Below are 26,450 nucleotides of genomic sequence, written 5' to 3'. Positions count from 1 at the left end.
TGATCAAGAACCGCTAGGGCCACCAGGTGGAGGCCGTGTGATGGCAGACCAACGCCCGGATTGACGGCCTCCTATTGAAAAGCCGTTATCATCTAGATGGCGGCCCATCCGGTGTCCGTGCCGTCGGGACACCGCTCATTCGGGCGAAAAGTTGCCGCCGCGGTGTCGCGCAAGCCTATTTCGAGCACAGCCTTGTTGTCCACGCATCGCACCACTTACTCTGCTGTCGCCCGTGCGCTTTTTTGCCTGCTGGCGTTCGCATTGTGCTTTGCATCCTCGCTCGGCCAGCTTCACCGTGCAGTGCATGGTTTGAAGGCAGGACATTCCACCCTCAGGACTGGGGCGAAGAATGACACGGGCGAGGCTCGGGAAGCCGCAAAGAAGGTTCTCCAGCAGTCGACCGGCCTGCTCGGGCACTTGTTCGACGAAGGCCACTCGGCAGGCGACTGCCTGCTTTACGACCAGCTCTCCACAGGCCCTGCAGCCTGCGGGTTTTTTGCCCTGGACTTGCCCATCCTGTTGTCCAGTGCCGCGCTGGTGCGGCGCGAGGGCCAGGCGCTTTCGCGCTGGGTGGCCCTGTTCGATGCGAGAGGTCCTCCCCTGGCTCGATGAATCCCTCCGTGAGCGCCGTGCCTGCCTGGCAGGGCTGCTCTTGTTCGTCGGTTCAAAGAGCTAGAAATGCAACCCACTTTCTCCCGCAGCGCGTTGGGCGCTGCCAAGCTTTCCCTATGGTGCGGCGCGTCCTGGGCACAATCCCAGGTGCAGCCCGTCGAAGCCGCCCCCGCCTTGCGCGAGATCATCGTCACGGGCAATCCGCTGGGCGCCTCCGATCTGATCGTTCCTACCACGTCGCTGTCCAACGACGCCCTGCTACTGCGATCAGAGTCGACGCTCGGCGAAACCTTGAACGGTCTTCCAGGCGTCAGCAGCACCTACTTCGGGCCCAACGCCAGCCGACCGACCATTCGCGGTCAAGATGGCGACCGAATCCGAATCCTCCAAAACGGCGGTGCAGCGCCCGACGCGTCCGCGTTGAGCTATGACCACTCCGTTCCGGTCGATCCACTGGTGATCGACCGCATCGAAGTCCTCCGCGGCCCATCCACACTGCAATACGGCGGAAGCGCCGTGGGTGGCGTCGTCAATCTGCTGGACAACCGCATTCCCACTGAGCCGATCGAGGGCTTCGGCGGGCGCGCGGAGGCGGGTTACGCGACGGGCAACCGCGAAAAGTCCGGCGGTGTCGTACTCGAGGGCGGCAACGGCCGCGTGGCCGTGCACGCCGACGCGTTTCGTCGTGATTCGGATGATGTATCGGTGCCCGTCGACCTTCCGTGCGACAACCCTCAGCGCCCCGGCACGGAACGCAAGATCTGCAACTCGGCCAACCAGGCCGACGGCGGAGCGTTCGGCGGCACGCTCTTCTTCGATCAAGGCTGGATCGGCGCGTCTTCCAGCACCTATCGAAGCACGTACGGCACGGTGGCCGAAGACGACGTGACCATTCGCATGAAGTCGGACCGTTACGCGCTGGAGGGTGAATGGCGTCCCAGCAGCTTGTTCAGCAGCGTGCATGTGAAAGCCAGTCGGACCGACTACGGGCATACCGAGTACGAAGGTCCCGATCAGGGCACCGTTTTCGCCCGGGATAGCAACGACTTCCGCATCGAAGCGAGACATCAGAAGATCGGCAATCTCGACGGACTGATCGGCTTTACCCGGGAGTCGGGCAACTTTTCCGCCGAAGGCGAGGAAGCTTTCATCCCATACAGCCGCACGGCCTCGAACGCGCTGTTCCTGCATGAGGAACTGGGGACGACTTGGGGGCGCTTGAGCTTTGGCGCGCGCACCGAAGAAGTGAAGGTCCGGTCGGACGGCTCCAGTGATCCGGACATCACACGATTCTTCGTGGGCGAACGCGACTTTCACCCGAGCAGCGCCGCGCTTGGGGCGTTGGTGAACCTGAACCCCCAGTGGCAGTTGACCTCGAACCTGGCGTACACCGAGCGGGCACCAAAGGACTATGAGCTCCTGGCCAATGGCCCGCACGTGGCAACAGGCACCTGGGAACTGGGCAACGCCGATCTGCAGAAGGAAAAGTCGACTGGCCTGGACATCGGCACCCAGTGGACGTCCGGCCCGAACAACGCGCGCGTCAATGCGTACATCACGCGGTTCAGCAACTACATCGGTCTGACAGCTACAGGCGATACCCGCGGCGAGGATGGCGAGATCAATCCCGTCGATGCGGACGAAACGTTGCCCGAATATGCGTACACCGGCGTGCGCGCCCGTTTCACCGGCCTGGAGGCGAGCGGCACGCTGCGTCTGCTGGGCAACGAAGGCCTCGGGCGCCCCGATGTTCCTTCAACGCTTGATCTGGAATGGCGGGGCGATCTGATTCGGGCCATGAACATCGATACCGACGAGCCCTTGCCCCGCATCTCGCCTGCGCGTGCGGGGGCGACCTTGGCGTACGGCCTGGGGGCCTGGAAGGCGCGTGTCGGGTTCGACTACTACGCCGCTCAGGACCGTGTGCCCGAAGGCGATCGGGCGACCGATGCCTATACGCTCTGGAACGCCTCTGTGACCTACAAGATGCGGGCGGGGCGGGCCAATCTGACCTGGTACGCGCGCGTCGACAACATCACCGACGAACTGGCCTACAGCGCCACATCGATCCTGACGACCACCGCTTATCCGAAAGCTCCGCTGGCGGGGCGGACATTCAAGGTCGGCTTGCGCGCCACGTTCTAAGGAGGGAGAGCAGCGGGGGCTCGGCGCGTGCCGCAATGCCGAGCTTTCGCCCAACCGGAACTTCACCGGCGCGCCCACGGGCTTGAGGGCTATGTTCGGCCTCGGCCTTGCGCTCCAGGTCTGCCAGAAGGGCCAGCACAGTCAGCACAGAGCCCATAGAGAGTCAGCTCATGGGATTCGACACGAAATCCCGGGGGCGCCAGGGCGTCAAGGTCTCCGGGGCACCCGTGAGTGTCGTACACGCGGCTGCACCCCCGGCATTGGAAATGATGATGATGGCCAAGACGCGCGGATTCGTAGCGCGGAGACTCGCCGGGCAGCTCGACCAAACGGATCTCTGCAGTTTCGGTCATCAGCTTGAGGTTGCGGTAGACCGTCGCGAGGCCGAGCGCGGCGACTTCGCGCCGCGCGAGGTCCAGAATTTCCTGGGGTAACAACGGTCTGCCCGAGGCGTCGATGACCGCCCGAATGGCCGAGCGTTGGCGCGTGCCTCGTTGGCCGACGGGCGGGGACTCGACGACGGCGTGTATAGGCCGAGGTTTCGCAGAGGAAGGCACTGAATGGATCCAGAAGTTCAAGGTTGCTTGTACAGCGCCTCCACTCTAACGGCCTGGGGGCAAGCGGCGTGCTCTTCGGGGCTTCGCTGCCGCTGACCCATGCCGGCTTGCGATGCCAATGGCCCGTGCTGCGGAGGCAACAGGCGTTCTGTCGCAAGTGGTTCTGCCTGCAACCCAGGACGGGACTTCACCGCTGGCAGCGCACAGATCAATACGCCGTGCTCGGCCCGAAGCTGCCGCCCAGCGCCAGATACAGGTTCACCCGCTGCACCAGGCGCTCGGTGCGAACGTGGATCAGCGTGGACTGCACGGCGTAGAGGGCCAGGTTCTGCTGCAGCAGCGCCCGCATGTCGCTCGACCCGACCTGGAAGCGCTTCTCGGCCAGCGTCACGGCGCGTTCGTTCTCCAGCACGCCCTGGCGCAGGATCTGGTTGCGCGCGTCCAACGCGAACACCGCCGACAAGGCGTTCTCCACCTCGCCGAAGGCGCGCGCGCCGATGCGGCCGTACTCGGCCACGGCCTGGCGCTGCTCGGCGGTGCGCAGTTCGACCTGGCCCTGCAGCTGGCCGCCCAGGAACAGCGGCGCCAGCAGCGAAGCGCCTGCGCTCCACACCGGGTTGTCGCGCTCCTTGAGCACGAACAGCTCGCTCGACACGCTGGTCACAGTGGCGCTGAGCGAAATGGCCGGCAGGCGCGCCGCCTTCGCCTGCTCCGTGCGGTACATGGCTGCGGCCACGCGGCGCTCGGCGGCCACCACGTCGGGACGTCGCTCGAGCAGCGAGGACGGCAGCCCGGCAGGGATGGGCGGCGGCTCGCGCAGCAGGTCGGACGGCACCGCCAGGCGCGCGCCGGGGTAGCGTCCGACCAGGATCTCCAGCGAGCGCTGGGACTGCTGCAGCGCCTGGTCCAGGTTCTGCACGTTGTCCTTCAGGGTGCTGAGGTTGGCCTGCGCCACGGCGCTGTCGAACTCGTCGCCCACGCCCACGCGCAGCCGGTCCCTGGCCAGCGAGCCCAGACGTTCGGAGTCGCGCACGGTGCGCTCGGCAAGCTCCTTCTGCATCCGCGCCTCGGTGGCCAGGAACCAGCCCTTGGCAACCTGCGCGACGATGGACTGATAGGCGTATTGCGCGTCCAGCGTGGCGGATGCGTACTGCGCATCGCCGGCCGCCGCGCCGGCTCGCACACGGCCCCACACGTCCAGCTCCCAGTTGACGAAGATGCCCGCGCCCTGCAGGCCGGACGGATCGCCCCCCATCTTGCCGCCGCCGCGTGCCAGCAGGCTCACTTGCGGATAGAGCAGCCCGCCGGCGACGCGCTGCGCGGCGGCCGCCTGCTCGACGCGCGACGCGGCCACCTGCAGGTCGAAGTTGTAGGCCAGCGCCTCCTGCACCAGCTGTGCCAGCTGCGGGTCGTCGAAGGCGCTCAGCCAGCCTTCGGTCACCGCACCGCCGTCTGCGCCCGGCGCCTGCCATTGCGGTGGCGGCTTGAGGTTGGGCGCCGCGGCCGCCGCCAGTTCTTCCCGTGTGGGCGGCGCCTTCAGCGCGCAGCCGCCCAGCAGCATGGTGGCGGCCAGCGCCGCCTGCATCGCGGCCAGCCGCCTGGTGGAGGAGATTCGGGGCACAGCTTCTTTTCAGTGCAGCTTGAGCACCAGGTAGTTGACGTACGAGCCCACGCGCAGGATCACCTTGCGGATGATGTGGATGTGATGGCCGTGAGTGGTGTAGATGGCGGCGTCGCCGGCGGCGCCGGCAGCCAGGAAAAGCTGCCGGTCGTCTTCGGCAATGTCGAACTTGACGGCGAAGCGCCCCGGCGGCATGGCCGCGTAGCTCGACTGCGGAATCGACCCGGACGCCTGCAGCTGCCCTTGGCCCTGGGCCCAGATCACCGAGTCGACCTTGGCCTTGATCACGCGCCCGGGAAGCGTCTTGAGCGTGAACTCGGCCTCGTTGCCCGGCTCCACCTGGTGCAGTTCGTTCTGGTTGTACAGGGCCACCACGTGGCCGTCGGCCTCCACCAGGGTCATGACGGCGTTGAGGGGCAAGCCGGCGACGAAGGCGCCCGGGCGCAACTGCAGGTTGACCACGTAGCAGTCGCACGGCGATCGGGTGGTGGTCTCGGCCAGCTGCCACTTTGCGTTCTCGAGCTGGGCGCGGATCTGCGCCACCTGTGCGTATTCGCCATTGACCTTGGCACCCAGGCGCTGCACTACCTGCTGCTCGCCGGCAGCGGCCGCGGCCTCGGCGCTGCGCGCCTGGGCCTGCAGGCTGCGCGCGGCCTGAAGGCCGCTTTCCTGCGAGCGCAGATCGGTCTCGGCGCGCTCCAGGTCGAACTTGCTGCCCGCGCCTGAGCGCACCAGCTCGCGGTACTGCTGCACGCGCTTCCTGGCCAGTTCGAAGGTGGCGTTGGCCGCGCTCACCTGGCTGGTGGCCTGCGCGATCGCGCTGCGTGCCTCGGCCACCTTGGCGCGCGAAGCCTTGAGCGATTCCTCGGTCTCGCGCTGGCCGGCCTGGGCGTTGGCCAGTTGCGCCTCGAGCACGTTGACGTCGAGCTGGTACGGCGTGGGGTCGATCCTGAACAGCACGTCACCCTTCTTGACCAGGCGATTGCCCTCCTCCACCGGCACCTCGATGACGCGCCCGCGCACTTGCGAGACGATGGGAATGGTGTACTTGTAGACGCGCACGTCCGACGACGAAGGCGCCACCACGTTCAGCGTCAGCAGCAGGATCGCCATGCCCACCACCGGGATGATGACGACGATGACCTGGCTGGTGATGTTCCACGGCAGCCACTTGAGCTTGATGAAGATCAGCCAGACGAAGAAGGAATAGATCCCCAGGATCAGGACGTCCATCAGGCGCCGCCTTTCTGGCCGGCCTGCACGTCCGCCTGTGCCTGCGCCTGGGCTTCGTACCGCAGCTGATTGAGCTCATCCTTGAGGGCGCGCAGCTGCGGCGGCAGTGCCCCCTTGGCCTCCATGGCCTCGAGGTCCTCGCGCAGGTGACGAAGGTCGTCGCGCAGCAGCGTGCCGGCGCGGTGCCGCTCGGCCATGTCCTCGTAGTAGTCCATGTGCTTGTCGGTACCGTAGGCGCTTCGGTAGCCCACCGGCTTGGTGTATGCCCACAGCCAGGCCAGGGGCCACAGGAGGCCGCCGAACACCAGCGACAGCAGGCACAGGGTGGTGATCGCGTCGCGCTGCGGATGGTGGCGCTTGTGGGCGATCTTCTCGGGCAGCACGTGGACCATCCAGAACAGCACGATGACCACGACCGGGACGACGATCAGCACGATGATGGCCATCACGTCGGCGACCTTGTCGACGAAGGAGCTTTCGGCGGCCGCGGCCGGAAACGCAGCGGCCACGCCCAGCAGGCTGGCACAGGCCCGCATGCGGGCGCACGGACGGAGCGCGCTCGAAGTCGTCATGTCCTCTCCTCGTTTGCCGATGCGCGCGAGCATAGCCATTCGCCGCGCTTGTTGCACTTGTTTTCATCGCGGCCGGCCAGGCGCCTCCACAGGACGGATGCCCGGGCAAACCCGCAGGTCGAACGGATCGCCCCGGCCGGCGTCGCCCGCCTTGATTTCCGTCAATTGACAAGCCGGCAATCCAAGCACACTGTTCGAATCTTCATCCCTGAGGAGGGACGCTCAATGGCCAAGGAAAAGAAGGTCGAGCCCGACGACGGCGACGACGCGGCGCCGACGCAGAAGCTTTCCGCCAAGGACTACGAGAAGGCGTTGCACAAGCTGCATGTGGAACTGGTCAAGCTGCAGGCCTGGGTGCAGGCTACCGGTGCCAAGGTCTGCGTCGTCTTCGAGGGCCGCGACGGTGCCGGCAAGGGCGGCACCATCAAGGCACTGACCGAGCGGACCAGCCCGCGGGTATTCCGCGTGGTCGCACTGCCGGCGCCTACCGAGCGCGAGAAGAGCCAGATGTACATGCAGCGCTACCTGCCGCACCTGCCGGCCGGTGGCGAGGTCGTCATCTTCGATCGCAGTTGGTACAACCGCGCCGGCGTCGAGCGGGTCATGGGCTTTTGCTCCGAGGAGCAGTCGCTCGACTTCCTGAACATTGCCGCGCCGCTGGTCGAGCGCGCCATCGTCGCCTCGGGCATCATCCTGCTCAAGTACTGGCTGGAAGTGAGCGAGGAAGAACAGACGCGGCGGCTGCAGGCGCGCATCAAGGACGGGCGCAAGACCTGGAAGCTCTCGCCGATGGACCTGAAAAGCTACAGCCGCTGGTACGACTACTCGCGCGCCCGCGACGACATGTTCAAGTACACCGACACGGAGTTCGCGCCCTGGATGGTGGCCGACTCGAACGACAAGCGGCGCGTGCGCCTGAACATCATCTCCGACCTGCTCAGCCGCATTCCCTACGAGGAAGTGCCGCGCGAGAAGATCGTGCTGCCCAGGCGGCAGAAGCGCGGCAACTACCGCGAGCCGGATTACCCCTACCGCTTCATCCAGACCAGGTATTGACGGGATGAGCGCGTCGCAAGCCCGCAGCATGCCGAGGGCCGGCGCGGGGCCGGCCTGAGCCATGGCCCGGTTCGCGCCCGAATGGGTGAGCGACTACCGCCAGGAGTGGCTGCGGGCCGACATCGTCGCCGGCCTCACCGCCTCGGCCGTGGTGATCCCCAAGGCCCTCGCCTATGCTACCGTCGCCGGGCTGCCGGTGCAGGCGGGGCTGTACACCGCGTTCGCGCCCATGGCCGTCTACGCCGCGCTCGGCAGCTCGCGCGTGTTGAGCGTGAGCACGACGACCACCATCGCGATCCTGACCGGCGCGGCACTCGAGCCGATGGCCGCCGCAGGCGACGCGACGGCGCTCGCGCAGGCCGCCGCCACGCTCGCGCTGCTGGTCGGCGCGATCCTGGTCCTGGCCAGGCTGCTGCGCCTGGGCTTCGTCGCCAACTTCATCTCCGAGCCGGTGCTGGTGGGCTTCAAGGCCGGCATCGGCGCGGTGATCATCCTCGACCAGTTGCCCAAGCTGCTGGGCGTCCACATCGACAAGGGCGGGTTCCTGCATAACCTGCTGGCCACCATCGGGGCCGTGCCGCAAGCCTCCCTGGCCACGGTCGCGGTGAGCGTCGCCACCATGGCCATCCTGCTTGGGCTTGCCCATCTGTCGCCGCGTTCGCCGGCCCCGCTGGTGGCGGTAGGCGTGGCCGTCGCTGCCGTGTGGCTGCTCGACATCGAGCGCTTCGGCATCTCGATCGTGGGCACGGTTCCCACCGGCCTGCCGGCGCCGATACGGCCCGACTGGCCCCTGGTGGCCCAGCTGTGGCCGGCCGCCACGGGCATCGCCTTGATGAGCTTCACCGAGACCATTGCGGCGGGCCGCGCCTTCGCCCGAGGCGATGAACCGGTGCCCGGGGCCAATCGCGAACTGCTCGCCACCGGCATCGCGACCACCGCCGGCGCCTTTCTCGGCGCCTTGCCGGCGGGCGGCGGCACGTCGCAGACGGCCGTCAACCGGGTCGCCGGCGCGCGCTCGCAACTCGCCGGCCTGGTGTGTGCGTCGGTGGCGCTGGGCACCTGCGTCTTCCTCGCCCCGCTGATCGGCCTGATGCCCAACGCCACGCTGGCGGCCGTCGTGATCGTCTATTCGGTGGGCCTGATCAAGCCGGCGGAATTCCTCGCCATCCTGCAGGTGCGCCGCACCGAGTTCATCTGGGCCCTGGTCGCGCTTGTCGGCGTGATGGCGCTCGGCACGCTGCAGGGGATCGTGGTGGCCATCATCGTGTCGCTGGTGGCGTTGGCCTACCAGGTGTCCGACCCTCCCGTGCACGTGCTCGGACGCAAGCCGGGCACCAACGTCTTCAGGCCGCTGTCCGCAGCGCACCCGGAGGACGAAAGCTTTCCGGGCCTGCTGATGCTGCGCCCCGAAGGGCGCATCTTCTTCGCCAACGCCGACCGCATCCGCGAGAAGATCCAGTTGGCGATCGCGCAGTACGAACCGCGCGTCGTCGTGCTCGACCTCAGCCGCGTCTTCGACATGGAGTACACCGCGCTGAAGATGCTGGGCGAGGCCGAGGAGCGGCAGCGCGAGCGCGGCGTCACGCTCTGGCTGGCCGGGCTGAACCCCGGCGTGCTCGATGTGGTGAAGAAGACAAGTCTCTCGCAGACGCTGGGCAACGACCGCATGATGTTCAACCTCGAGCAGGCACTCGACACCTTCAGGAGCCGAACATGAGTCGTCTATGGCTTGTGAATCTCGAACCCGGAACGACCGACGACGAGATCCGGGACTTTCTCGTCAAGTACGGCTTTCCGCCATACGACCAGATCGAGCATGAACAGGGCGACGGATCGCGCCCGGCCGTGATGCTCACGTTCGCGGGAACCGACCCGGCGGCGCTGGGCGACCTTCAGGGCCGCATCAACGGGATCCACTGGAAGAAGCGCAAGATCAGCGCCCACGTGATGCGCGACCGCTTCGCCTGAGCGCCGGCCATTCGCTGAACTTCTCCTACATCGGCCGCTGGCGGTCGAGTCGCAAGATGCGCTGTACGACAGCACGCGCAACTTTCGGCCAACGACATCATGAGCAGCAGCCCCGCCAGCACCGCAGTCCTGTATCGCATGGTGATGCCCGAGCATGTCTGCCCATGGGGCCTGAAGGCCCGTTGGCTCCTGAAGCGCAAGGGTTTCGCGGTCGAGGACCATTGGCTCAGGACGCGGGAGGAAACGGACGCGTTCATGGAGTCCCAGGGTGTCGAGACCACGCCGCAGGTCTTCATCGACGGCCAGCGCGTGGGCGGATACGACGACCTGCGCCGCCGCTTCGGGCTCGAGGTGCGCGATCCGGACGCGCAGAGCTACCGCCCGGTCGTCGCCGTGTTCATGATGGCTGCGTTGCTCGCGGTCGCCGCGGCAATCGGATCGGGTGGCGGCGCCGTGCTCGGCGCGCACACGTTCGCATGGTTCATCGCCATCAGCATGTGCATCCTGGCGTTGCTCAAGCTGCAGGACGTGGAGAGCTTCTCGACGATGTTCCTCAACTACGACCTGCTGGCGCGCAAGGTGGTGCCGTATGCCTACGTCTATCCGTTCGCCGAGGCGTTGGCGGGCCTGCTCATGGTGTCGGGCCGGCTGCCATGGCTGGCCATCGCCGTCGCCGGTTTCATCGGCACCGTCGGGGCGGTGTCGGTCATCAAGGCGGTCTACATCGACAAGCGCGAACTCAAGTGCGCGTGTGTCGGCGGCAGCAGCAAAGTGCCGCTGGGCTTCGTCTCGCTCACCGAGAACCTGATGATGGTCGCCATGGCCGTGTGGATGGCGCTGCGGCAGTTGTGACCGGAAGAGCTACAGGTCGGACGACCCGCGCCGGCATGCCGACAGCACGTCCATCGAGGCATGGTATGTCGGCGTCTTGACATCCATCAGCCCCAGTGCCGTGTGATAGAGGTTGTCGTGGCTGATCGCTTCGTCGCGCTGCGTACCGAGACAGTTCGCCGCGAGCTTTTCGCGCGCACGCATACCGTCGCTCAGCCACATCACCCAGGGCACGTGCTTCTGCACTTCGGGAGCGAAGCTGTAGGGCACGCCGTGCAGGAACAAGCCGTACTCACCGAGCGATTCGCCATGGTCGCTCATGTAGAGCATGGCCGTGTCGTACTCCGCCTGCCTACCCTTGAGCCAGTCGATGCTCCGCCCCAGGAAGTGGTCGGTGGCGACGATGGAGTTGTCATAGGCGTTGACCAGTTCGCCGTGGCTGCAGTCGGCCAGCGCGTTGTTCGTGCACTCGGGCAGGAATCGCTTGGATTCCGATGCCGATCGCTTGTAGTAGGCGGGTCCATGACTGCCCATCTGGTGCATCACCAGCACCAGGCCCTTGGCGCGGCGCTCGGCCGGCAGCGCCGCGATGCGCGCGTCGAGCCCCTGCAGCAGCACGTCGTCGCGGCACTCGTCGCCGTCGCAGAACTTCTTGCGCGTGGCCGCATCGAGATTGGCGAAGGACGATGCGTGCGGAATGCGGTCGCACACGCCCTTGCAGCCGCCGGGCTGGTTGTCGAGCCAGAACACGGCCAGGCCGGCGGCCTGCAGCACGTCCATCAGGTTCTCGTAGTCGTCGTGGCGCGACTCGAATGCCGCCTTGCCCAGCGGCGAGAACATGCAGGGCACCGAGGCCAGCGTGCTGGTGCCGCACGAGCGTGCATTGCGCCAGTTGATCACGCCGCGAGCGGCCAACTCAGGCGTCGTGTCGCGGGTATAGCCATTGAGCGAGAAATGATCGGCACGCGCAGTTTCGCCAACGACCAGCAGAAACAGCGGCGGCTTGGTCTGCGCGGCGTAGCCGGCGCCCAGCGTGGCCCCGCCCGAGACCTTGATGAGCTTCCTGCGGTGCGTCAGCAGCGGCGCCGCCCACACCTTGACGCCCGAATAAAGACTGGCCACCGGATTCATCATGTAGCGCAGGCCGACGTGATTGCGCATCAGCGGCGCCAGGCGATGATTGGCGCCTACGACCACCAGCGCAGCGAGCGCGGCGGTCGCAAGCAGCATCCCGAGATTGCGCAGAACCTGCGCGAGAGGCCGCATCGGCGTGATGCGGACCCGCCGCAGCCACCATGCGGCCGGCAGGAGCACCGCCAGAAGATTGAAGAACAACTGCCAGTTCAGCAGGTCCATCACCTCGTGGGCATCGGTCTGCACGGCGTTGGCCAGCATGGTGGGGTCCATCACGACCCTGTAGCTGAGCATGAAGTGCTGCGCCACCGCCGCCGCGGTCAACACCACCAGCGCAGCCGGCTTGATGGTGCGCGGCCAGGCGAAGAGCATCAGCACGCCGAGATTGGCGCAGAACACCAGCGCACCCATCATCAGGATCGACGGGAGATACACGCTGGGTGCGCCGCCGCCGATGCGTGCGAGCTCATGCCACAGCGGCCAGTTGGCGAACACCAGCAGGTACAGGCTCAGGCCGATGGCCACGCCGCGCGCGGAGCGCGCCTGGAACAGCCATGCGCCCAGGCGCGAGGCGGTGGTGGCTTCTTCGAAGGGTTCTTGCGCGGGGGGCGAAGGAACGGGCAGGACGCGGATCGCAGGCATGCCCCGAGGCTAGAAACCGGGCATGAAATGCGCCTGAACAGGCCGCTCAGCTTTCGTTCAGGCTTGTACCCTGTACGCGCCGCGCGATCGGGGCCGGCCCGTTGCGGCCGCGGCGCGCCGCGACTGCCCGGGCAACGCCGTCCACGGCCCAGCCCACGGTCCAGCAAATCCATGCCGTCCACAACGTGTGGCTCATGTAGTGGGCGCCGCGCATCTGCTGGGCCCAGCCGAAGACAAAGCCCAGCGCCATCGCGCCGGCCAGCCAGGCCAGCGCCGCGCGCGGTGCGGCCCGGCGCAATGCGAAATAGCCTCCCATGTAGGCGAAGGCGGCCGACGCATGGCCGCCCGGGAAGCAGCGACCCGGCCCGCCGTCGCGAACGCCCCAGGCCCAGTGGGAGACATGGTGCGCCACGCCGCCGAAATCCTGCAGGTCCCACGGGCAGCTGGTGTGGCTGGTGGTCTTGATGAGCGATACCACCACGACGCTGACCACCACCGACAGCGCCAGCTGCACACGTTCGGCCAGGCGCAGGCGGCGCAGCGGTCCGACCGGCCAGCGGATGGCCACGAACAGCAGCGCCAGCGCTATCCAGCTGGCCCTCTTGCCGCCCTCATGCACGACCTGAGTCAGGAACCAGTTGTCGTGCAGCGCAAAGCCGGCGGGTGTGCCGAACAGGCGCGCCAGCGGAAGGTCGAGGCCGCTCGCGTCCCAAAGGAGCAGCAGCACCAGGGAGCCCAGGGTCCAGGCAAGAATGCGCGCGGCCGGAAAACGGTCGTCGCGGCGGTCGGCAGGCAGAATCATCCGTCTCGATCATCGCGGTCCAGCCTGAACAGAGGCTGAAGCCCGCGCGGCTGGGATCGCAATAGACTCCCCGTTTGATCTGGACAGCTGGAAGGAACTGTGCCGTGCGCATCTTGCTGGTGGAAGACGACGCCGCCCTGGCGGACGCGGTGTGCAGCTACCTCGTGGCCAAGGCCTTCGTGGTCGACATGGCGTCCGGCCTGGCGCAGGCGCGCGCCGCGCTGGCAACCGCGCAGTACGCCGCGGTGCTGCTCGACCTGCACCTGGGCGACGGCGACGGCCTGAGCCTGCTGCCCACCATCCGCGCGCAGCCGGAACGGCCCATCGTGCTGGTGCTGACCGCCCGCGACCAGGTCAGCGACCGCATCCGCGGGCTCGACGCCGGCGCCGACGACTACATCATCAAGCCCTATGACCCGGCCGAGCTCCTGGCGCGGTTGCGCGCGGTCGAACGCCGGCGCAGCGCCAGCAGCGCCCCGGTGCTCAAGCTGGGTACGCTGGAGATCGACCTGTCGCGCGACATGGTGCGCAAAAGCGGCATTCCGGTGGCGCTGACGCAGAAGGAATGGGCACTGCTGCGCGTGATGGCCAGCCGGCCCGACCGCATCCACACGCGCGAGCTGCTGCAGGACGCGCTGTACGGCTTCGACGACGAGGCCGACAGCAACACGCTGGAGGTCTTCATCAGCCGGCTGCGGCGCAAGCTCGGCCGGGATCACATCGTCACGCTGCGCGGCCTCGGCTACCGGCTGGCCGCATCCAGCGAGCAGGCCTGATGCAGTCGTCGCGCCCGAGCGCCGCGCGGCGGCGCGGCACGCCGCAGTCGCTGGCCGGCCACCTCACGCGCACGCTGGTCATCTGGATCGGCGGCGCCTGGCTGCTGGGCGTGCTGGCGGTCGTCTGGTACGTGGACAGCGAGATCAACCACAACTTCGATTCGGAGCTCGCCGAGGTCTCGCACCGCATGTTCGACATCGCCGCCGGCGACCTCGACGACGCCGAGCGCGCGGGCGCGCCGGCTTATCCGCTGCTGGCCACGCCGCCGCTGTTCAAGGAGGACGCGGTCATCTTCCAGGTGGCCAACGGCCACGGCAAGGTGCTGATGCGCTCGGAGGACGCGCCGCTCAAGTCGTTCGACGTACCGCTGGTGCCCGGCTATGCCAATGCGGGCAAGTGGCGCATCTACACCGTCAAGCACCCCACGCGCGACCTGTACCTTCAACTGGCCGACCCGCTCGACGAAAGGCGCACCACACTCAACCGCACGCTGCTGGGGCTGATCATCCCGCTGGCCGCCGTGCTTCCGCTACTGGGGCTGCTGCTGCGCGGCATCGCACGCAACGAGCTGCGACCGCTGCAATGGCTGGCCGGGCAGATCGCGCAGCGCAGCGGTACCGACCTGCGTCCGATCACGCTGCCGGGCCTGCCGCAGGAACTGGCCACCGTGAGCGATGGCGTCAACAACCTGCTGGCGCGGCTCGAGCATTCATTGGACGTCGAGCGCGCCCTGGCCGCCAACGCCGCCCACGAGCTGCGAACGCCGCTGACGGCGGCCCGCCTGCGCCTGCAAACCGCGCTGGAGCACGACCTCAGGCGCGAGGACGTGCAGGCCGCCCTCGACGCGCTGCAGGTGCTCAGCCACCGCGCCGAGAAGCTGCTGCAGCTCTCGCGCGCCGAGTCGGGTGCCTCGCTCACCCGCGCGCGGGTCGACCTGGTGCAGCTCACCGCCGACGTGGCGCAGGAATTCTGGCGCGGCAGCGACGCGCAGGCGCGGCTGGACCTGCGCGTGCCCGACGAAGGCATCGCCCCGGCCATGGGCGACCTCGACTCGCTGGCCATCGCGCTGCGCAACCTGGTGGAAAACGCCCTGCGCTACAGCCAGGGCACCGTCGTGCTGGAGGCACAGGCGCCCTGCACCCTGGTCGTGCGCGACGCCGGCCCCGGCGTCGGTCCGGAGCAGTTGAAGTCGCTGCAGGCGCGGCACGTGCGCCACAGCTCGGACGTGGCGGGCTACGGCCTGGGCCTGTCGATCGTCAGCACGATCGTCGCCAAGCACGGCGCGACGCTGGAGCTGCTGTCGCCCCCGCCCGGCCGGACCAGCGGCCTGGAAGCACGCATCGTGCTGCGGCCAGCCGACTGATCGCGGCGCGCCGGAATCAGCCCAGCGCGTCCTGGATGCGGCGCGCGGCGGGTTCGAGCCAGCCGCGCAGCGTCGATTCGTCGTGCCGGTCGATGGCCGCGTCGGTACCGACCAGCGCCAGCGCCGCGATCATGTCGCCCTCGCCGTTGAAGACGGGCACCACCGCGGCGCCGACGCCCGGCTCCAGTTCGCCGCTCGAGCGGTAGTAGCCCTGCTTGCGTACGCGCGTCACGTAGGCGCGAAAGGCCTCCCAGGTCTCGCCCATGCCGCTGGCGGCAACCTCGTCGCGGCGCGACTCGTAGAGCTTGAGCAGCGCCGCGCGCGGCAGGCCCGACAGCAGGATCTTGGGCGCGCCCGATCGGAACAGCGGCCGCGGCCGTCCACGTCCGTAGCTCAGGTGAAGCGCAGGCTGCACGCTGGCGCGGTAGGTGTCGATTACCTTCGGGCCGCCGAACAGCACGCTGAGCACGGCGTCGAGCGCGCTGGCCGCCGCCAGCGCGTCCATCTCCGGGCGCGCGGCCAGCAGCACCGGATCGCTCTGGCGCAGCTGGTAGTCGAGCTCGATGATGCGCCCGCCCAGGGCGTACGCGCCGGCGCCGGCCTTCTGCAGGAACCCGGCCTGCACCAGGTCCTTGACGTAGCGGTAGCCGGTGGCGCGCGCATAGCCCAGCGCCTCGTTGATCTGGTCCGGCTGCCACACCGGACGGTCGTGCGTGAAAAGGTCCAGTATGGCCAGCGCGCGGGTCGGGCTCGTCATGTCGTCCTGCTGTCGCCACCGTGCGTGGCGCTCCTCGAAGTGCTGTGGTCGTTCAGGCCAGCCCCATGCGGCGGGCCATCTCAGCGCGCCATTCTGACCGAGGGCGGAAGCCCGGCAGGCTGCGCGCATGGGACTCCAGCTCGGCCATCAGCACGGCTTCGTCGCGATCCAGGTCGAACGGCACGCGCATCGGCTGCGACACGTACCACGGCAGGTCCACATACAGCTCCAGCCGGTTGCCCTCCGGGTCCGGCACGTAGATCGACACCGCATTGCCGTGCGTCACGGGTGCGATGTCCTGCGCGCCTTCGCGGCGCAGCGTGTGCAGCATCGCGCGCAGCGTCGGCAGCGAATCGGCCTTTAGCGATATCTGGTTGATCGGGTTGAAGCCGGCGGTATCGGGCCGCCCGGTGATCAGGACGATCTGGTGGTGCTCGTCCGGGTCGCGGCTGAGGAACACCAGGTCCATGCGCCCGGCAGGCCCGGGCAGCTCGCCCCGGTCGGTGACGGTGAAGTCGAGCACGCGCACGTAGAAGTCCTCCATGCGCGCGATGTCGCGGACGTACATGCCGAAGTGGCTGAAGCGAAAGCCGGGTCTCATGGTTTTCCCTTTGGAGGTTGACGGGACGCAAAAATAGTACTGCAATCTCATCTATTGAGATTTAATAGTAATCGAAAGCGACTCGACATGAAACTCCTGAGTTTTGAACGCAACGGCCAGGCGGGCTTCGGCGCGGTGGCCACAGACGGCGTGATCGACCTCGGTGCCGCCCTGCAAGGGCGCTTCGCCGACCTGAAGGCGCTGCTGGCGGCCGACGCGCTGGGCGAGGCCGCCGCGGCCCTGCGCGGTCGCAAGGCCGACTTCGCGCTCGACGGCCTGCGCCTGCTGCCCGTGATCCCCAACCCGGGCAAGATCTGGTGCTGCGGCCTGAACTACGGCGAGCACGTGCGCGAGACGAACCGCGAAGTGACCGAGCAGCCGACCTTCTTCCTGCGCTTCGCGGATTCGCAGGTCGGCCACGGCGAGGCCATCGTCCGGCCCGCCGAGTCGACGCAGCTCGACTACGAGGCCGAGATCGCGGTGGTGATCGGCAAGCCCGGCCGCCGCATCGCCGAGGCCGACGCGCTGGCGCACATCGCCGGCTACGCCTGCTACAACGATGGCAGCGTGCGCGACTGGCAACGCCATACGTCGCAGTGGGGCCCGGGCAAGAACTTCTGGCGCACGGGTGGCTTCGGCCCCTGGATGGTCACCGCCGACGAGATCCCGCCCGGTACGGTCATGACCCTCTCGGCTCGCCTCAACGGCGTCGAGATGCAGCGCGCCACCACCGAAATGATGATCCACGGCATTGCGCGCCAGATCGCCTACGCGTCCACGGTGGCGCCGCTGGAGGCCGGCGACGTCATCGTCACCGGCACGCCCGGCGGCGTCGGCGCGCGGCGCACGCCGCCGGTGTGGATGAAGGCCGGCGACGTGGTCGAGATCGAGGTCGACCGGATCGGCGTGCTGCGCAATCCCATCGCCGACGAAGCCTGAGCGACCGCGCCGGCGCGCGCCGGCCTTCTCACCCGAAAAAGCAGGAGACGACATGAGCAGCTTGCCCCATGCCGGCGCCGTCGCGCCGGATCTTCCGACGCGCCCCGCGCGGCCTGTGACCGCATCGGACATCGACGACTTCGAGCGCGACGGCGTGATCTGCCTGCGCGGCATGTTCACACCCGCGTGGTGCGAGCTGCTGCGCCAGGCCGCCGAGGAGGCCATGCAGTCCGGCGAAGGCCGCGTGCGCGAGCCGCAACTCGGCGCCGGGCAGGGGCGCTTCTACTCCAGCGTCTACCAGTCGGACCGGGATGCGCGCTTCGCGCGGCTGCGCGATGCATCGCCGGCGCCGGAGATCGCCGCCAGCCTGATGCGCGCCGACACGGTGCGCTTCTTCTACGACCAGCTGTTCATCAAGGCCCCCGGCACGGCGGCGCCCACGCCGTGGCACAACGACCTGCCCTTCTGGCCGTTCCGCGGCAATGACCTGATCTCGCTTTGGATCGCGCTGACGCCCGTGTCCAAGGCCACCAGCGGCGTGCAGTACGTGGCCGGCTCGCATCGCTGGGGCCGCATGTTCCGCGCCGTCACGCCGGACTACGACCCCCGCTTCATGGACGAGACGATGGACGTGTGCCCGGACTACGGCGCCGGCCAGGGCGATCCGGCCGCGCGGGTGCTGAGCTGGGACATGCAGCCCGGCGACGTGCTGTGCCACCACCCGCTGACCGTGCACGGCGCATCGGGCAACGCCTCGGCCACCCAGACGCGCATCGGTGTGTCGATCCGCTACCTCGGCGCGCAGGTCGAATGGGACCCGCGCCCGCACACCATGGCCCTGCGCCGCAACCCCGACGTGGCACCCGGCGCCTTTCCCGCGGACGACGTGGCGCTGCCGGTGGTCTGGCGGCGCGGCGAGGGCCTGCTGCAGGCCTGACGCCCGGCGATGCCAACCGGCGCCCCACCCTAGATCGAAGTAATGCAACAAGCCCGCCATTCCAGGAGACATTCCATGCATTCCAAGAACATCCGCCGGCGCGTCGCGCTGGCCTGCGTCGCGCTCTCGGCGCTGCTCGCCGCGCCGGCCTGGTCGGCCGATCCGGTGAAGCTCAAGTTCACCAGCTTCGAGCCGCCCATGGCCAACATCACGGCCAACGTGCTGACGCCGTTCGCCCGGGCGGCCAGTGCGGGCTCGGGCGGCACGCTGCAGATCGACATGTTTGCCGGCGGCACGCTCGGGCGCAATCCGACCCAGCAGCTCAAGCTGGTGACCGACGGCATCGCCGACATCGGCTGGGTCGTGCTGCCCTACACGCCGGGCCGCTTCGACGACACCGAAGTGGTCGGCCTGCCGTTCGTCACCGCCAACGCGACCGAGGCCAGCGTGGCCCTGCAGCGCCTGTACGCATCCGGCGCGCTGGTCGGGTTCGATGGCCTGAAGCTGCTGGCCATCGGCGCGACGCCGCCGGTGGCAATCCACGCCAACGCGCCGGTGCGCCTGCCCGGCGACCTCAAGGGCAAGCGGGTGCGCGTCTCGGGCGAACACCTCACGCACGTGGTCGAGGCATTGGGCGGCGCGCCGGTGCAACTGGGCGGCGGCCAGATCGCCGAGGCGCTCTCGCGCGGCGTGGTCGACATGACGCTCAACAACTGGGGGTTCGTCGGCGACTTCAAGGTCGACGAAGTCAGCAGGCAGCACCTGGACATCCCGCTCGGTGCGGTGGCCGTCGCCATCGTCATGCGCCAGGACCGCTATGACGCCTTGCCGCCGCAGGCCCGCAGCGCCATCGACAAGGCCAGCGGCGAAGCCCTGGCGCTCAAGCTCGGCCAGGCCTTCGACCGGCAGGAAAAGGAAGTGCGCGAGCGCGTGGCCAAGTCGGGCCGCAACACGGTGGTCGAACCGACCGAGGCGCAGCTTGCCGAATGGAAGCGCCAGATCGAACCGGTCAACCAGTCGTGGCGCCAGGCCAGGCCGCGCAACCAGCGCATCTGGGACGCCTTCTCCGAGCAGCTCAAGCGGGCCCGGGCCACCCAGTGAACGGACTCGGCACCTCCATCGCCGGTAGCGCCGCGCGGGCTGCGCGCGCCATTGCCGTCGCCGCGACACTGGGCCTCCTGCTGCTGGCCGCCGGCACCGCGGCGGACGTTTCGCTGCGCTACCTGTTCGCCACGCCCATCCCCGGCTTCATCGACGTCGCCGCGCTGGCCGGAGCGGTGCTGCTGTCGGCCTGCATGCCCTGGGTGGTGGCCTGCCGCGGCAACATCGCCGTCGAGTTCGTCGGCGACCATTTCGGCGGGGCCACGGCGCGCCACCTGGGCCGCTTCGGCGCGGCGGTCACGGCGGCGTTCTTCGCCGTGATGGCTTGGCAGTTCGCGCGCTATGCGGTCGACATGTGGCAGACACGCGAGGCGATGGCGGTGCTGCGCTGGCCGGTCTGGCCCTGGTGGTCGGCGGTAGCGGTGTTCATCGCGCTGGCCGCGCTCGCGGGATTCGCCACGCTGGTCACGCCCCCGGAGGCCGCGTCATGAACGATCCGGTGATGCTCACCGTCTACGGCCTGCTGGCCACCTTCGCGCTGATCCTGCTGCACGTGCCGGTCGGCATCGCCATGGGCATCTGCGGCGTGGTCGGCTTCGGCCTGCTGGCGGGCTTTCATCCGGCGCTGGCCATGATCGCCTCCGAGGCGTCGAACAACCTCGCGTCGCTCGACCTCGCCACCATTCCGCTGTTCGTCCTGATGGGCTCCTTCGCCAGCCTGGCGGGCCTGTCGGAAGATCTCTACCGGCTCGCCTACGCCGTGGTCGGCCACAAGCGCGGCGGGCTGGCAATGGCCACCATGGGCGGCTGCGCCGGGTTCGGCGCGGTCTGCGGCAGCTCGGTGGCGACGGCGGCGACCTTCGGCAAGGCGTCGCTGCCGTCGATGCTCTCGCGCGGCTATTCGCCCGGCTTCGCCGCCGGTACCGTCGCCTCCGGGGGCACGCTCGGCATCCTGATTCCGCCGTCGTCGATCATGGTCATCTACGCGGTGCTGTCGCAGGAGCTGATCGTCAAGCTCTACATCGCCGCGCTGGTGCCGGCGCTGATCGCCGTGGCGCTGCACCTGCTTGCCATCGCGCTGTACACGCGCTGGCGGCCTCAGGACGCGCCGGTCGGCCCCAGGGCCACGCTGGCCGAACGCTGGCATGCCGTGCGCCAGAGCTGGCAGGTGATCGTGCTGGCCGCGACGGTCATCGGCGGCATGGCAGCGGGCGTGTTCACCGCCACTGAAAGCGCGGCCGTGGGCGCGGTGCTGGCGTGCTTCTTCGCCTGGCTGCGCGGCAGCCTGCGCTGGACCGAGGTGAAGGCGTCGCTTCTCGCCACCGCTTCCACCTCGGCCATGATCTACGTGCTGATCATCGGGGCCTCGCTGTTCGGCTACTTTGCCGCCATCACGCAGGCGCCGCAAGCGCTGGTCGCGTCGGTGCAGGCCTCTGGCGTGCCGGTGTGGATGGCGGTGATCGCGCTGATGGCGATGTTCATCGTCGCCGGCGCGGTATTCGACGAGGTCGCCGCCATGGTGGTCACCATGCCGTTCGTGCTGCCGCTCGTGAAGAGCTGGGGCTTCGATCCGATCTGGTGGGGCGTGATCAACGTCGTGATCATCGAGCTGGGCATGCTGATCCCGCCGCTGGGCATGAACGTCTTCGTGGTCAAGGGCGTGGCGCCGCAGATCCCGCTGGGCGCCATCTACCGCGGCGTGGCGCCGTACGTCACGTCGAACTTCGTGCGGCTGGCCCTGCTGCTGGCCTTTCCCGCGCTCAGCCTGTGGCTGCCGGCGCACCTGAGGGGATGAACCGATGAATGCCTCCACCGACGCCGCGCCGGTGTACGACGTTGCCATCGTCGGCCTCGGCCCGGCCGGCGCGACCCTGGCCAACCTGCTGGCGCTGCGCGGGCTGCGCATCGTGGTGTTCGAGCGCGAGGCCGACATCTACCGGCTGCCGCGCGCAATCCACATCGACGGCGAATGCATGCGCGTGTTCCAGAGCGTCGGCATCGCCGACGAACTGCTGCCGCACCTGTTCGTCTCGCCCGGCATGAAGTTCGTCGATTCCGGCGGCAAGACGCTGATCGACTGGTCGCGGCCGCAGGAGGTCGGGCCCCAGGGCTGGCACCCGAGCTACCGCTTCCACCAGCCACAGGTCGAGGAACTTCTGCGGGCCCGGCTGGCCCGGCACCCGGGCGTGGACGTGCGGCTTCGTCACGACGTGTTCGCGCTGGAGCCGCACGGCGACAGGGTGGAGCTGCGCGTCGAGGAATCGGCCAGCGGTCGCCTGTACCGCTGCGCCGCGCGCTACGTGGTGGGCTGCGACGGCGCGCGGTCGCTGGTGCGCCGTGTCATGGGCACCACGCTGGACGACCTGCAGTCGCACGAGCGCTGGCTGGTGCTCGACGTGCTGCTCAAGCGCGAGCGGCCCGACCTGGGCGACCACAGCATCCAGTTCTGCGACCCCGCGCGCCCGGCCACCTACGTGCGCGGCGTCGGCGTGCGCCGCCGCTGGGAGCTGATGCTGATGCCCGGCGACGACGCGGCGACGATCACCCGGCCCGAGGCGGTCTGGCCGCTGCTGGCCAAGTGGCTGACGCCGGACGACGCCACGCTGGAGCGCCCGGCCGTCTACACCTTCCATTCGGTGGTGGCGCGCGGCTGGCGCAACGGCCGCATGCTCATCGCCGGCGACGCGGCGCACCAGACGCCGCCCTTCATGGGCCAGGGCATGTGCGCCGGCATCCGCGACGCCGCCAACCTGGCGTGGAAGCTGGCCGACGTGCTGGACGGCACGGCGCCGCCGGCGCTGCTCGACACCTACGAATCGGAGCGCTCGCCCCACGTGCGCGAGTTCATCGAGACCGCGGTGCGGCTCGGCGGCGTGATCCAGACCACCGACGTCGAGGCTGCGCGAAGGCGCGACGCCGAGATGGCCGCGCGCCCGCAGGTGTTTTCGACGCCGCAGCCGGCGCTCGGGCCCGGCGCGCACGCGGGCGGCGTCCACGGCGGCCGCATGTCGTCGCAGCCCGTGCTGGCGAACGGCGATCGCCTGGACGACCGCGTCGGCTACCGCCACGCCCTCGTGCTGCTGCCCGCACTGGCGGCGGCTGCACGCGCCGCGCTGGGCGACAGCGTGCGGGTCGTGGCGGCCGACGATGCGGCGCTGCAGGCATGGCTGGCGTCGATGGCGGCCGGCGCCGTGCTGCTGCGGCCCGACCGCTACATCGCCGCCGTCGCCACCGATGCGCAGGGGCTGCGCGCGATGGCCGGGCTGCTCGGCCCCGTGCACGGGCACGAGCACAGGTCGCTGTCCGCGGCGGTCAACCCAGCAGCGGCGTCCCTCGGATCACCCCTTCGCCAATGACGCCCTGGATCGTCGCGGCGTGCCAGAACAGCGCCACGTTGTCCAGGGTGGCGCGGGCCCGCGGGCCCAGCAGGCCGGACCAGGAGCGCGCCAGCAGGTAGGCCGCCAGCACGCCGAGGATGACCAGGTGCAGACCCTGGTAGGCCAGCAGCGTCGCGACGGTGGCGCTCCAGCCGTCGGCCTGCGGCGCCAGCCCGGCCAGCGCGTGGCCGCGCCAGGCCATGGCGAAGGCGCCGGCGGCGCAGGCCAGCGCCAGGCCGACGCGCAGGCGCAGTCCGCGCTGGCCGGCGGCACCGGCCGGCAGCGGCGCGCGAGCCGACCACGCCAGGAGAACGGAGCCCGCCAGCAGCAGCCCCGCGTTCGCCGCGCCGTACCAGCCCGATGGCAGCGCGGCGCCGGGCGGCGGGCACACGTCCAGCAGCATGGCCAGGTGGACGTGCGCGTACACCAGCGAAGCGAGCACCGCGAAATCCACCACCGCCAGCAGCGCGGTCGCCCACCACGAATGCGAGCGGCGACCGGCCGGCCGCACCGGCAGGCTCACGCCGTCGGCAACGGTGGCGCGATCGGCGGGTACCGCGCGATCCGAGCCCCACAGCCAGTGGACGATGGCACCGATCGCAAGCACGCCAAAGGCAAAGGCGGTCGCCACCCAGCCGACGGTCAGCAGCAGGAAGAAGCCCGCGGTGCCCACCGCCGCCAGCAGCGGCGACCAGCCGTCGGCCGGCAACAGCAAGAGCTGCACCGGCCGGGCATCGCGCACGCGGGTCACCAGCGTCTCGCGACCACCGAAGGCGGTGCCGGGCAGCCAGTGGCGGCCCGCCTCCACCTCCTCGGGCAGCGTGGGGCGCTCCCACAGCGGCTCGGTGCCGCGCACCTCGGGGATGCTGCGCACGCCGTACTCGCGCACCGGCAGCCATTCCAGCGAACCGGCCCGCCACGGGTTGTCGTGGTCGCGCGCGGGCCGCAGCAGCACGCGCACCGCGTCCGCCAGCCACAGCAGCACGCCCAGCGCAAAGGCGAACGCGCCGATGGTGGACAGCAAGTTCAGCAGGTTCCAGCCCAAGTCGCCCGGGTAGGTGTAGACGCGGCGCGGCATGCCGAGCAGGCCGGAGATGTGCATCGGGAAGAAGGCCAGGTTGAAACCGACGAACATCAGGCCGAACACCCAGCGGGCCAGCCGCTCGGACAGCTGCCGGCCGTTGAAGAGCGGCAGCCAGTAGTACAGCGCCGCGAACACCGGGAAGACCATCCCGCCGATCAGCACGTAGTGCAGGTGCGCCACGACGAAGTAGCTGTCGTGCGCCTGCCAGTCGAACGGCAGCACGGCCACCATCACGCCGGTCAGGCCGCCGAGCACGAAGATGAAGAAGAAGCCCAGCAGGAACAGCGTTGGCGCCGCCAGCCGCACCTGGCCGCGCCAGAAGGTGGCGATCCAGGCGAACACCTGGAGCACGCTGGGAATGGCCACCGCGAAGCTGGCCAGCGATGTCAGCACCAGCGCGGCGATGCCGACGCCGGTGGCGAACATGTGGTGGATCCACAGCAGGAAGCTCACCAGGCCCACCGCCGCCAGCGCCGCCACCACCGCCCGGTGCCCCACCAGCGGCACGCCCGCCAGGCCGGCGACCATCATCGACACCAGGCCGGCGGCGGGCAGGAAGATGATGTAGACCTCCGGATGGCCGAAAAACCAGAACAGGTGCTGCCACACCAGCGGGTCGCCCCCACGCCCGGGGATGAAGAAGGGCCAGTCGAAGGCACGCTCCAGTTCCAGCAGTGTGGTGGCCGCGATCACCGCCGGGAAGGCGAAGACGATCATTGCCGCCGTGACCAGCACCGCCCAGGCGAAGATCGGCATCTGCGACAGGCGCATGCCCGGCGCCCGCGTGAACAGCACGCCGATGATCAACTCGATCGCGCCGGCGATCGCCGAGATCTCGATGAAGCCGATGCCCAGCAGCCAGAAGTCCGCGCCGATCCCGGGCGAATACTGCTTGCCGGTCAGCGGCGGGTACATGAACCACCCACCGTCGGGCGAGGCCCCGAAGAACAGGGTGCAGAAGAAGGCCAGTCCGCCGATGGCATAGGCCCAGAAGGCGTAGGCCGACAGGCGCGGGAATGGCAGGTCGCGCGCGCCGAGCATTCCCGGCAGCAGGTAGACCGCCAGCGCCTCCACGATCGGCACGGCGAACAGGAACATCATCACCGTGCCGTGCATGGTGAACAGCTGGTTGTAGGTGCCGGCGGGCACCAGGTCGTTGTCCGGCACCGCCAGCTGCGCGCGCATCAGCAGTGCCAGCACGCCGCCGAGCAGGAAGAACAGCATGGCCGTCACGATGTAGTAGGCGCCGACGTGGCTGTTGTTGACCGCGCTCAGCCGGCGCCAGCCGCTCGGCGCGGCCCACGCGCGCTCCAGCGCCGCGCGCTCGCCCGGCGGCCGCGGCAGCGCGTTCGGGAGCCGTTCGGGTTCGCGCTGCGTCATTGCAGACCCGCCAGCCAGGCGGCAATGTCGTCGATCGCCTGAGGCGGCAGCCGCGCCTGCCCGGAGGGCATCTGCGCGCCGGGCTTGAGCGCCTGCGTGTGGGCCACCCAGTCGCGCAGCGCGCCTGCGGAATTGGGCAGGGTGGCCGCGCCGAGCGACAGCCGGCTGCCGGCATGGGTCAGGTCCGGTCCGCGCCCGCCGTCCGCGCCGGCCTGCGTCACGCCGCGCACGGCGTGGCAGGCGTCGCAGCGGTGGCGCAGGAATGCATCGCGGCCGGCCGCGCGGCGGACATCCACAGGTGCCGGCTCGGCGGCGCGTTCCTGGCGGCGCGCCCAGTCCTCGAAGTCCGCCGGCGCCAACGCCACCACGTCCAGCGCCATCCGCGCATGCTGGATGCCGCAGAACTCGGCGCACTGGCCGCGCCAGCGCCCCGGCGCGTCGGCCTGGACCTGCAGGTGCTGCAGCCGGCCGGGCACCATGTCCATCTTGCCGGCCAGCGCCGGGACCCAGAAGCTGTGAATCACGTCGGCGCTGGCCAGGGCCAGGTAGACCGGCCGGCCGGCAGGCAGGCGCAACTCGTTCGCGGTGCGGAAGTGCAGCCCGGCGCGCCGGTCTTCATAGCGCACGTCCCACCACCACATGTGGCCGGTGACGGCGACGACCAGCGCATCCGGCGGCGGCACCGGCCGCCAGGCCGGACGATGGCGCTCGCCGTAGACGAACAGCGCCGCCAGCACGCCGACCGGCAACGCCAGCCCGCCGCCCCACAGCCACCAGCGGGCGCGCACCGGCCGCGCCCTGCGCAACGACAGCGCCAGCAGCAGCATCACGCCGGCCAGCAGCACGGTGCCGCCGCCGAAGAGAACGAGCATGACCTCCCAGGCGCTGTCCGCCGCCGGGCCGGCCGGGTGCAAGGCCGACTGGGGCGGCGGAAGGAGGTCGACTTCGGCGGAACTCATCG

Annotated in this window: 24 protein-coding genes; 14 read left to right on the top strand and 10 right to left on the bottom strand. The window is 69.2% G+C overall.

Features of this window, described 5'->3' with window-relative positions:
- Window positions 1-96 precede the first annotated feature (96 nt).
- Both VES41_RS08140 and VES41_RS08135 read left to right on the top strand, forming a co-directional pair.
- Window positions 97-612, top strand: coding sequence for a hypothetical protein (locus tag VES41_RS08140; RefSeq protein WP_324815326.1), 516 nt, complete (start codon window positions 97-99; stop codon window positions 610-612).
- A gap of 66 nt (window positions 613-678) precedes the next feature.
- A complete protein-coding gene (locus VES41_RS08135) occupies window positions 679-2,757 on the top strand; it encodes a TonB-dependent receptor (protein ID WP_324815323.1) in 2,079 nt (692 codons plus the stop codon).
- Between the two features lie 89 nt (window positions 2,758-2,846).
- On the opposite strand, the gene VES41_RS08130 is transcribed toward VES41_RS08135, so the two are convergent.
- The 4 genes from VES41_RS08130 to VES41_RS08115 form a co-directional block, all read right to left on the bottom strand.
- Window positions 2,847-3,314, bottom strand: coding sequence for a Fur family transcriptional regulator (locus VES41_RS08130; protein ID WP_414719075.1), 468 nt, complete (start codon window positions 3,312-3,314; stop codon window positions 2,847-2,849).
- A gap of 208 nt (window positions 3,315-3,522) precedes the next feature.
- Complete coding sequence (locus VES41_RS08125) at window positions 3,523-4,935, bottom strand: efflux transporter outer membrane subunit (RefSeq protein ID WP_324815321.1); 1,413 nt, start codon at window positions 4,933-4,935, stop codon at window positions 3,523-3,525.
- A gap of 9 nt (window positions 4,936-4,944) precedes the next feature.
- Window positions 4,945-6,168, bottom strand: coding sequence for an HlyD family secretion protein (locus VES41_RS08120; protein ID WP_324815318.1), 1,224 nt, complete (start codon window positions 6,166-6,168; stop codon window positions 4,945-4,947).
- Entirely contained in the window at window positions 6,168-6,740 is a 573-nt protein-coding gene (locus tag VES41_RS08115; RefSeq protein WP_324815315.1) for a DUF3302 domain-containing protein, read from the bottom strand. The genes VES41_RS08120 and VES41_RS08115 overlap by 1 nt, the downstream gene beginning before the upstream one ends.
- A 225-nt stretch (window positions 6,741-6,965) precedes the next feature.
- On the opposite strand from VES41_RS08115, the gene ppk2 reads away from it, so the two are divergent.
- The 4 genes from ppk2 to VES41_RS08095 all read left to right on the top strand — a co-directional run bounded on the left by ppk2 (window position 6,966) and on the right by VES41_RS08095 (window position 10,616).
- On the top strand, window positions 6,966-7,796 hold the full coding sequence (ppk2, locus tag VES41_RS08110; RefSeq protein WP_324815312.1) for a polyphosphate kinase 2: 831 nt from the start codon (window positions 6,966-6,968) through the stop codon (window positions 7,794-7,796).
- 61 nt (window positions 7,797-7,857) lie between these two features.
- The gene (locus VES41_RS08105; protein WP_324815310.1) at window positions 7,858-9,513 is read left to right on the top strand and encodes a SulP family inorganic anion transporter; all 1,656 of its coding nucleotides are present in this window, start codon (window positions 7,858-7,860) and stop codon (window positions 9,511-9,513) included.
- Complete coding sequence (locus VES41_RS08100; protein WP_324815308.1) at window positions 9,510-9,764, top strand: RNA-binding protein; 255 nt, start codon at window positions 9,510-9,512, stop codon at window positions 9,762-9,764. Before VES41_RS08105 ends, VES41_RS08100 begins: the two co-directional genes overlap by 4 nt.
- Window positions 9,765-9,863: 99 nt before the next feature.
- Entirely contained in the window at window positions 9,864-10,616 is a 753-nt protein-coding gene (locus tag VES41_RS08095; RefSeq protein WP_324815305.1) for a glutaredoxin family protein, read from the top strand.
- 9 nt (window positions 10,617-10,625) lie between these two features.
- Here the strand turns inward: VES41_RS08095 and VES41_RS08090 are convergent, their stop codons facing one another.
- Window positions 10,626-12,371, bottom strand: a complete 1,746-nt coding sequence (locus VES41_RS08090; RefSeq protein ID WP_324815302.1) for a phosphoethanolamine--lipid A transferase — start codon at window positions 12,369-12,371, stop codon at window positions 10,626-10,628.
- Window positions 12,372-12,417: 46 nt separating this feature from the next.
- Entirely contained in the window at window positions 12,418-13,173 is a 756-nt protein-coding gene (locus VES41_RS08085; protein ID WP_324815299.1) for a phosphatase PAP2 family protein, read from the bottom strand.
- Window positions 13,174-13,277: 104 nt separating this feature from the next.
- On the opposite strand from VES41_RS08085, the gene VES41_RS08080 reads away from it, so the two are divergent.
- Both VES41_RS08080 and VES41_RS08075 read left to right on the top strand, forming a co-directional pair.
- The gene (locus VES41_RS08080) at window positions 13,278-13,949 is read left to right on the top strand and encodes a response regulator transcription factor (RefSeq protein WP_324815297.1); all 672 of its coding nucleotides are present in this window, start codon (window positions 13,278-13,280) and stop codon (window positions 13,947-13,949) included.
- On the top strand, window positions 13,949-15,313 hold the full coding sequence (locus VES41_RS08075; protein ID WP_324815294.1) for a sensor histidine kinase: 1,365 nt from the start codon (window positions 13,949-13,951) through the stop codon (window positions 15,311-15,313). The genes VES41_RS08080 and VES41_RS08075 overlap by 1 nt, the downstream gene beginning before the upstream one ends.
- Before the next feature lie 16 nt (window positions 15,314-15,329).
- Here VES41_RS08075 and VES41_RS08070 read toward each other — a convergent pair whose 3' ends face one another.
- Both VES41_RS08070 and VES41_RS08065 read right to left on the bottom strand, forming a co-directional pair.
- Complete coding sequence (locus VES41_RS08070) at window positions 15,330-16,070, bottom strand: IclR family transcriptional regulator (RefSeq protein ID WP_324815291.1); 741 nt, start codon at window positions 16,068-16,070, stop codon at window positions 15,330-15,332.
- Between the two features lie 52 nt (window positions 16,071-16,122).
- Window positions 16,123-16,671 (bottom strand): VOC family protein, encoded by a 549-nt coding sequence (locus tag VES41_RS08065; RefSeq protein WP_324815289.1) that lies wholly within the window; start codon window positions 16,669-16,671, stop codon window positions 16,123-16,125.
- Between the two features lie 87 nt (window positions 16,672-16,758).
- On the opposite strand from VES41_RS08065, the gene VES41_RS08060 reads away from it, so the two are divergent.
- The 6 genes from VES41_RS08060 to VES41_RS08035 all read left to right on the top strand — a co-directional run bounded on the left by VES41_RS08060 (window position 16,759) and on the right by VES41_RS08035 (window position 23,004).
- Window positions 16,759-17,610: a fumarylacetoacetate hydrolase family protein gene (locus VES41_RS08060; RefSeq protein ID WP_324815287.1), complete on the top strand. Its 852-nt coding sequence runs from the start codon at window positions 16,759-16,761 to the stop codon at window positions 17,608-17,610.
- Between the two features lie 52 nt (window positions 17,611-17,662).
- Window positions 17,663-18,547 (top strand): phytanoyl-CoA dioxygenase family protein, encoded by an 885-nt coding sequence (locus VES41_RS08055; protein ID WP_324815285.1) that lies wholly within the window; start codon window positions 17,663-17,665, stop codon window positions 18,545-18,547.
- Window positions 18,548-18,622: 75 nt separating this feature from the next.
- Complete coding sequence (locus tag VES41_RS08050) at window positions 18,623-19,648, top strand: TRAP transporter substrate-binding protein (RefSeq protein ID WP_324815283.1); 1,026 nt, start codon at window positions 18,623-18,625, stop codon at window positions 19,646-19,648.
- Entirely contained in the window at window positions 19,645-20,139 is a 495-nt protein-coding gene (locus tag VES41_RS08045; RefSeq protein WP_324815280.1) for a TRAP transporter small permease, read from the top strand. Before VES41_RS08050 ends, VES41_RS08045 begins: the two co-directional genes overlap by 4 nt.
- The gene (locus VES41_RS08040; RefSeq protein WP_324815278.1) at window positions 20,136-21,443 is read left to right on the top strand and encodes a TRAP transporter large permease; all 1,308 of its coding nucleotides are present in this window, start codon (window positions 20,136-20,138) and stop codon (window positions 21,441-21,443) included. Before VES41_RS08045 ends, VES41_RS08040 begins: the two co-directional genes overlap by 4 nt.
- A gap of 4 nt (window positions 21,444-21,447) precedes the next feature.
- On the top strand, window positions 21,448-23,004 hold the full coding sequence (locus VES41_RS08035; RefSeq protein WP_324815276.1) for a bifunctional 3-(3-hydroxy-phenyl)propionate/3-hydroxycinnamic acid hydroxylase: 1,557 nt from the start codon (window positions 21,448-21,450) through the stop codon (window positions 23,002-23,004).
- Here VES41_RS08035 and VES41_RS08030 read toward each other — a convergent pair.
- The gene (locus VES41_RS08030) at window positions 22,961-25,489 is read right to left on the bottom strand and encodes a cbb3-type cytochrome c oxidase subunit I (protein ID WP_324815273.1); all 2,529 of its coding nucleotides are present in this window, start codon (window positions 25,487-25,489) and stop codon (window positions 22,961-22,963) included. The genes VES41_RS08035 and VES41_RS08030 overlap by 44 nt on opposite strands.
- Window positions 25,486-26,448 carry a cytochrome c oxidase subunit II gene (locus VES41_RS08025; RefSeq protein WP_324815272.1) on the bottom strand — a complete coding sequence of 321 codons (963 nt, stop codon included), beginning with the start codon at window positions 26,446-26,448 and terminating at the stop codon, window positions 25,486-25,488. Before VES41_RS08025 ends, VES41_RS08030 begins: the two co-directional genes overlap by 4 nt.
- Between the last annotated feature and the right edge of the window lie 2 nt (window positions 26,449-26,450).

Source organism: Variovorax sp. (genome assembly GCF_035634955.1).
In the GTDB taxonomy this organism is placed as follows: domain Bacteria; phylum Pseudomonadota; class Gammaproteobacteria; order Burkholderiales; family Burkholderiaceae_C; genus Variovorax.
Note: the sequence above shows the minus strand (reverse complement) of the source record. Positions and strands in the feature narration are given on the sequence as shown.

Coding starts and splice junctions, on each gene's coding strand:
- VES41_RS08040 (WP_324815278.1), top strand. CDS start 20,136: ATGAACGATCCGGTGATGCTCACCGTCTACGGCCTGCTGGCCACCTTC.
- ppk2 (WP_324815312.1), top strand. CDS start 6,966: ATGGCCAAGGAAAAGAAGGTCGAGCCCGACGACGGCGACGACGCGGCG.
- VES41_RS08120 (WP_324815318.1), bottom strand. CDS start 6,168: ATGGACGTCCTGATCCTGGGGATCTATTCCTTCTTCGTCTGGCTGATC.
- VES41_RS08095 (WP_324815305.1), top strand. CDS start 9,864: ATGAGCAGCAGCCCCGCCAGCACCGCAGTCCTGTATCGCATGGTGATG.
- VES41_RS08055 (WP_324815285.1), top strand. CDS start 17,663: ATGAGCAGCTTGCCCCATGCCGGCGCCGTCGCGCCGGATCTTCCGACG.
- VES41_RS08135 (WP_324815323.1), top strand. CDS start 679: ATGCAACCCACTTTCTCCCGCAGCGCGTTGGGCGCTGCCAAGCTTTCC.
- VES41_RS08090 (WP_324815302.1), bottom strand. CDS start 12,371: ATGCCTGCGATCCGCGTCCTGCCCGTTCCTTCGCCCCCCGCGCAAGAA.
- VES41_RS08070 (WP_324815291.1), bottom strand. CDS start 16,070: ATGACGAGCCCGACCCGCGCGCTGGCCATACTGGACCTTTTCACGCAC.
- VES41_RS08065 (WP_324815289.1), bottom strand. CDS start 16,671: ATGAGACCCGGCTTTCGCTTCAGCCACTTCGGCATGTACGTCCGCGAC.
- VES41_RS08115 (WP_324815315.1), bottom strand. CDS start 6,740: ATGACGACTTCGAGCGCGCTCCGTCCGTGCGCCCGCATGCGGGCCTGT.
- VES41_RS08025 (WP_324815272.1), bottom strand. CDS start 26,448: ATGAGTTCCGCCGAAGTCGACCTCCTTCCGCCGCCCCAGTCGGCCTTG.
- VES41_RS08085 (WP_324815299.1), bottom strand. CDS start 13,173: ATGATTCTGCCTGCCGACCGCCGCGACGACCGTTTTCCGGCCGCGCGC.
- VES41_RS08060 (WP_324815287.1), top strand. CDS start 16,759: ATGAAACTCCTGAGTTTTGAACGCAACGGCCAGGCGGGCTTCGGCGCG.
- VES41_RS08140 (WP_324815326.1), top strand. CDS start 97: ATGGCGGCCCATCCGGTGTCCGTGCCGTCGGGACACCGCTCATTCGGG.
- VES41_RS08105 (WP_324815310.1), top strand. CDS start 7,858: ATGGCCCGGTTCGCGCCCGAATGGGTGAGCGACTACCGCCAGGAGTGG.
- VES41_RS08075 (WP_324815294.1), top strand. CDS start 13,949: ATGCAGTCGTCGCGCCCGAGCGCCGCGCGGCGGCGCGGCACGCCGCAG.
- VES41_RS08050 (WP_324815283.1), top strand. CDS start 18,623: ATGCATTCCAAGAACATCCGCCGGCGCGTCGCGCTGGCCTGCGTCGCG.
- VES41_RS08100 (WP_324815308.1), top strand. CDS start 9,510: ATGAGTCGTCTATGGCTTGTGAATCTCGAACCCGGAACGACCGACGAC.
- VES41_RS08035 (WP_324815276.1), top strand. CDS start 21,448: ATGAATGCCTCCACCGACGCCGCGCCGGTGTACGACGTTGCCATCGTC.
- VES41_RS08030 (WP_324815273.1), bottom strand. CDS start 25,489: ATGACGCAGCGCGAACCCGAACGGCTCCCGAACGCGCTGCCGCGGCCG.